Annotated in this window: 6 protein-coding genes; 4 read left to right on the top strand and 2 right to left on the bottom strand. The window is 69.7% G+C overall.

The genetic code is table 11. The features are described 5' to 3' along the window. The 4 genes from HUU95_RS07045 to gcvPB form a co-directional block, all read left to right on the top strand. Positions 1-283, top strand: a 283-nt coding sequence (locus HUU95_RS07045) for a glycine cleavage T C-terminal barrel domain-containing protein (protein ID WP_302480097.1), incomplete at its 5' end; no start/stop codon positions are given. A gap of 1 nt (position 284) precedes the next feature. Beyond that, positions 285-656: a glycine cleavage system protein GcvH gene (gene gcvH, locus HUU95_RS07050; RefSeq protein ID WP_174279467.1), complete on the top strand. Its 372-nt coding sequence runs from the start codon at positions 285-287 to the stop codon at positions 654-656. 143 nt (positions 657-799) lie between these two features. Continuing rightward, entirely contained in the window at positions 800-2,158 is a 1,359-nt protein-coding gene (gene gcvPA / locus HUU95_RS07055; protein WP_174279468.1) for an aminomethyl-transferring glycine dehydrogenase subunit GcvPA, read from the top strand. Between the two features lie 109 nt (positions 2,159-2,267). Further along, positions 2,268-3,845, top strand: coding sequence for an aminomethyl-transferring glycine dehydrogenase subunit GcvPB (gene gcvPB / locus HUU95_RS07060; RefSeq protein ID WP_174279469.1), 1,578 nt, complete (start codon positions 2,268-2,270; stop codon positions 3,843-3,845). Between the two features lie 161 nt (positions 3,846-4,006). Here gcvPB and HUU95_RS07065 read toward each other — a convergent pair whose 3' ends face one another. Beyond that, the gene (locus HUU95_RS07065; RefSeq protein WP_174279470.1) at positions 4,007-4,432 is read right to left on the bottom strand and encodes an organic hydroperoxide resistance protein; all 426 of its coding nucleotides are present in this window, start codon (positions 4,430-4,432) and stop codon (positions 4,007-4,009) included. Positions 4,433-4,467: 35 nt separating this feature from the next. Beyond that, a partial coding sequence (locus tag HUU95_RS07070; RefSeq protein WP_174279471.1) for a DUF885 domain-containing protein occupies positions 4,468-5,681 on the bottom strand: 1,214 nt, incomplete at its 5' end.

The raw sequence follows: 5,681 nt of genomic DNA on the forward strand, positions 1-5,681 counted from the left end.
GGAAGGGCCGGTGGCCATCCGCGTCGGCCTGTTGATCGAGGGGCGCCAGCCGGTGCGCGAGGGCGCGGCCGTGCTCGATGCCGATGACAGCGAGGTCGGCCGCGTCACCTCGGGCGGCTTTGCGCCGACCGTCGGCGCGGCCGTGGCGATGGCCTATGTTCCTGCCGCGATGGCCACGCCGGGCACGCGCGTCCGCCTTGCCCAGCGCGGCAAGGTCCACGCGGCGACGGTCACGCCCATGCCTTTCGTCCCCCACCGCTACGTCCGCGCGAGGAAGCCCTGAGATGAGCCGCTATTTCACCACCGAGCATGAATGGATCGAGGTCGACGGCGAGGTCGGCACGGTCGGCATCACCGACCATGCGCAGCATCAGCTGGGCGATGTCGTGTTCGTCGAGACGCCGGCGGAAGGCCGCGCGCTGACCCGGGGCGACGAGGCGGCGACCGTCGAATCGGTCAAGGCCGCGTCGGACGTCTACGCGCCCGCGTCCGGCACCGTGCTCGAGGGCAATCCCGCGCTCGCCGACACTCCCGAGCTGGTCAATACGGACCCGGAGGGCGAGGGCTGGTTCTTCCGGATCACGCTGAGCGATCCGGACGAGGTGGGCGAGCTGATGGACGAAGCGGCCTATGAGGCGTTCGTCGCGAAGCTGTGATCCCGAACGTCACCCTGAACTTGTTTCAGCATCCATGCGCGATGGCCCGTTCAATGGGTGGCGGCCCGTTTGACAGGCCTCGCGCATGGACCCTGAAAACAAGTTCAGGGTGACAATGTCCTTCGATCCGTGCGGAGAACCAGATGCGTTACCTCCCCCTGACCGGCCATGATCGCGAGGCGATGCTCGCCGCGATCGGCGTTCATTCGGTCGATGACCTGTTCGCCGATGTGCCGGCGGCGGCGCGGCTGGACGGGCCGATCGCTGGCCTGCCGGGCCACGCCACCGAATTGGCGGTCGAGCGGCACATGACCGCGCTCGCGCGGCGGAACACCGTCGCGGGCGAGGTGCCCTTCTTCCTGGGCTGCGGCGCCTATCGGCATCACGTTCCCGCCAGCGTCGATCACCTGATCCAGCGCGGCGAGTTCCTGACCGCCTATACGCCCTACCAGCCCGAGATCGCGCAGGGCACGTTGCAGATGCTGTTCGAATTTCAGACGCAGGTCGCGCGCCTGCTCGGCACGGATGTCGCCAACGCCAGCATGTATGACGGGTCGACCGCTTGCTGGGAGGCGATCGCGATGGCGCGGCGGATCACCCGGCGCGGCAAGGCGATCCTGTCCGCCGGCCTGCATCCTCACTACGTGTCGGTCGCGAAGACGATGGCGAAATACACCGGCGACGTGCTCGACACCGCGCTGCCCTGGCTGGTGCCGAAAACCGACCTCGACCGGCTGATCGCCATGATCGACGACGACACGAGCTGCGTCGTCGTCCAATATCCCGACATCCTCGGCCGCTTCGCCGATCTGCGCCCGCTCGCCGACGCCTGCCATGCCAGAAAGGCGCTGCTGATCGCCGTCGTCACCGAGCCGGTCGCGATGGGCGCGCTGGTCAGCCCGGGCGAGATGGACGCGGACATCGTCGTCGGCGAAGGCCAGTCGCTGGGCGTCGGGCTTCAGTTCGGCGGCCCCTATGTGGGGCTGTTCGGGTGCAAGGAACGCCATGTCCGCCAGATGCCGGGGCGACTGTGCGGCGAGACGGTGGACGCCGCTGGCCGGCGCGGCTTCGTGCTGACCCTGTCGACGCGCGAGCAGCATATCCGGCGCGAGAAGGCGACGTCCAACATCTGTACCAACTCCGGCCTGTGCGCGCTCGCCTTTTCGATCCACATGACGCTGCTGGGCGAGGCGGGGCTGCGGCGGCTGGCGGGGCTCAACCATGCGGGCGCCTGCCACGCGGCGGAGCGGCTGGCCCGGGTGCCGGGCGTCGAGCTGGTCAACGACACCTTCTTCAACGAGTTCACGCTCAAGCTGCCGGTCGAGGCGCGCCCCGTGGTACGCACGCTGGCGGGGCGCGGCGTGCTCGCGGGCGTGTCGTTGGGGCGGCTCTATCCGGGCGAGGCGGCGCTGGCCCAGGGGCTGGTCGTCGCGGTGACGGAGACGACGACGACCGACGACGTGGAGGCGTTGGCGACGACGCTGACGGAGGTGTTGGCGTGATCCACTCTCCGTTCGTCCCGAGCGACGTCGAGGGACAGGTCTGGTTGCGACGTGCCGAAAGTGCCTCGACTTCGCTCGGCACGAACGGATTTGGGCTGGAGGTATCCGCATGAGCGCGAACACAAGCGGCTGGCGTCCCGAGATGACGCCCGGCAAGGCCGATGCGCCCACCACCACGGGCAACAAGGCGCTGATGCTGGAGGAGCCGTTGATCTTCGAGATCGGCTCGACGCGCACCACCGGCGTCGACTTCGCCGATGGCGATGTCCATCATGATCGGCTGGGCGGGCTCACCCGCAAGGCGCCGATCGGCCTGCCGGGGCTGAGCGAGCCGGAGACGGTGCGGCACTACACGCGCCTGTCGCGCCAGAACTACGCGATCGACCTGGGCCTGTTCCCGCTCGGCTCGTGCACGATGAAGCACAACCCGCGATTGAACGAGAAGATGGCGCGGCTGCCCGGCTTCGCCGACATCCACCCGCTCCAGCCCGTCGACACGGTGCAGGGCGCGCTGGGCGTCATCAACGAGCTGGCGATGTGGCTGATCAAGCTGACCGGCATGGCGGGCGTGGCGATGACGCCCAAGGCGGGCGCGCATGGCGAGCTGTGTGGCATGTTGTGCATTAAGGCGGCGTTGGCGGCGCGGGGCGAGGGCGGGCGCAAGGTGGTGCTGGTGCCCGAGAGCGCGCACGGCACCAATCCCGCCACCGCCGCCGTCGCCGGCTTCACCGTCGAGGATATTCCGGCGACGGCCGACGGCCGCGTCGACCTCGCCGCGCTGGAGGCGCGGTTGGGGCCGGACGTGGCGGGGATCATGATCACCAACCCCAACACCTGCGGCCTGTTCGAGCGCGACCTCAAGAAGATCAGCGACGCCGTCCACGCGGCCGGCGGCTATGTCTATTGCGATGGCGCGAACTTCAACGCGATCGTCGGCAAGGTGCGCGCCGGCGATCTCGGCATCGACGCCATGCACATCAACCTGCACAAGACCTTCTCGACGCCCCATGGCGGCGGTGGCCCGGGCTCGGGCCCGGTGGTGCTGTCGGCGGCGCTGAGCGCGTTCGGGCCGCTGCCCTATACCGCGCGGACGGCGGACGGCTACGTCCACCTCGTCGAGGAGGGTGACGCCGACGCGTTCTCGGCCGAGCATTACGACGGTGCCGTCACCTGCTTGGGCCGGATGACCGCCTTCCATGGCCAGATGGGCATGTTCACCCGCGCGCTGACCTATATCCTGTCGCACGGCGCCGATGGCCTCCGGCAGGTGGCGGAGGACGCGGTGCTCAACGCGAACTACGTCCTGCGCGGCTTGGCCGACGTGCTCGACGCGCCGTTCGCCGGCTCTGGTCCCTGCATGCACGAGGCGCTGTTCTCCGACGAAGGCTTCGCCGACGGCTTCTCGACACTGGACGTCGCCAAGGGGCTGATCGACGAGGGCTTCCACCCGATGACGGTCTACTTCCCGCTCGTGGTGCACGGCGCGATGCTGGTGGAGCCGACCGAGACGGAGTCGAAGGCCGCGCTCGACCAGTTCATCGCCGCGCTACGCTCGGTGGCGCAGCGCGCGAGGGCGGGCGACGCGTCGCTCAAGACCGCCCCGCATTTCGCCCCGCGCGCGCGGCTGGACGAGACGCTGGCGGCGAGGCGGCCGATGCTGGTGTGGAAGGAGCCGGGAGCGGATTGACACTTGTCCCTCTCCCCTTGCGGGAGAGGGAGGGGCCCGCTGCCGAAGGCAGTGGGAGGGTGAGGGGGCGAGCCGCAGGCTCGCGGCGCTGGTGCGCCGCACCCCTCATCCGTCTCGGCTGCGCCGAGCCACCTTCTCCCGCAAGGGGAGAAGGAGAACGATCACCCCACGTTCAGCCCGACATTCAGATTGCCGCGCGTCGCGTTCGAATATGGGCATACCTCGTGCGCCGCCGCCATCAGCTTTTCCGCATCGGCCGTGTCGACGCCGGGCAGCGTCGCGGTCAGGTCGGCGGTGATGCCGAAGCCGCCTTCCTCGCGCGGGCCGAAGCCGATCTCCGCCGTCACCGTCGCGTCGCCGGGCACCGACACGCCGACCTTGCCGCTCACCGCCTTCATCGCGCCCAGGAAGCAGGCGGCATAGCCGGCCGCGAACAGCTTTTCCGGATTGGCGCCCGCATCCGAGCTGCCGCCCATCGCCGGGGGCAATGTGAGCGTCACGTCCACCGCGCCGTCGGGCGTGCGCGCGGACCCGTCGCGCCCGCCGGTGGCGGTCGCCTGCGTCTTGTAGATCACGTTCACCGCCATCGTCCGTCTCCTTCGGATCGGCACATAGGTTCGCGTCAGGACGGCGGGTAGGGGCTCTTGCCGCCCTCGGCGATGAAGCGGTCGATCCGCGCCTCCACCACCGGCAGCGGCACGGAGCCCAGCGACAGCACGGTGTCGTGGAATGCGCGCACGTCGAAGCGCGGCCCCAGTGCGACCTGCGCCTTGGCCCGCGCGCGGCGGATCGTCATTTCACCCAGATAATAGGACAGCGCCTGGCCGGGCCAGCCGATATAGCGGTCCACCTCCGTCTTGATCTCCTGCTCGGACAATGCGGTATTGTCGCGCAGATAGGCCTGCGCCCGTTCGCGGCTCCAGCCCTGCGCGTGAAGGCCGGTATCGACCACCAGCCGCGCGGCGCGCCAGGCCTGGTAGGAGAGCATCCCGAACCGCTCATAGGGCGTCTGGTAGAAGCCCATCTCGTCGCCCAGCCGCTCGCAATAGACGGCCCAGCCCTCGCCATAGGCCGAGATATAGCTCTGGCGACGGAAGGGCGGCAGCGCGGTGTTCTCCGCGGCCAGCGGGATCTGCATCGCGTGGCCGGGCGCGCTTTCGTGCAGCGTCAGCGCGGGGAGCTGGAACAGCGGCCGCGATGGCAGATCATAGGTGTTGACCAGATATTGTCCCGGCCCGCCGCGCCCGGCGGTGTAATAGGGCGCGATTTCGGGCGGGACGGGCACGATCGCGAAGCGGCGGCGCGGCAGGCGGCCGAACCATTGGTCGGCGATGCCGTCGAAGCGCTTGGCCTCCGACGCCGCCTCCTTCAGCAACTCGTCCGCCGTCCTGGCGTAGAAGCGCGGATCGGTGCGCAGGAAGTGGAGGAAAGCGGGCAGGTCGCCGGTGAAGCCCGCGTCCGCCCGGGTCTTCTCCATCTCGGCACGGATGCCCGCCATCTCGTCGAGGCCGATGCGATGGATCGCGTCGGGGGCGAGGTCGAGCGTCGTGTAGACGCGGATGCGGCTGCGATAATAGGCGGCGCCGTCGGGCAGGCTCGCCGCGCCGATCGCGGGCTTGAGCCCGGGGAAGTAGGTCTCGCGCAGGAAGGCGAGCAGCCGCCGGTGCGCGGGGATGACCACCGCGGCGATCGTGCGCCGCGCCTCGTCCTGCAGCTGGGCGCGGTCGGCGAGCGTGGCGGTCAGTTTCGCGAACGGCTGAAAGAAGACCGTCGCGTCGGGCGTGGCCGCGCCCGCCACGGCGGCCACCGGCTGGTCGCGCCCGGTCATCACCACCG

This window comes from Sphingomonas bacterium (assembly GCF_903643065.1).
In the GTDB taxonomy this organism is placed as follows: Bacteria; Pseudomonadota; Alphaproteobacteria; order Sphingomonadales; family Sphingomonadaceae; genus Sphingomonas.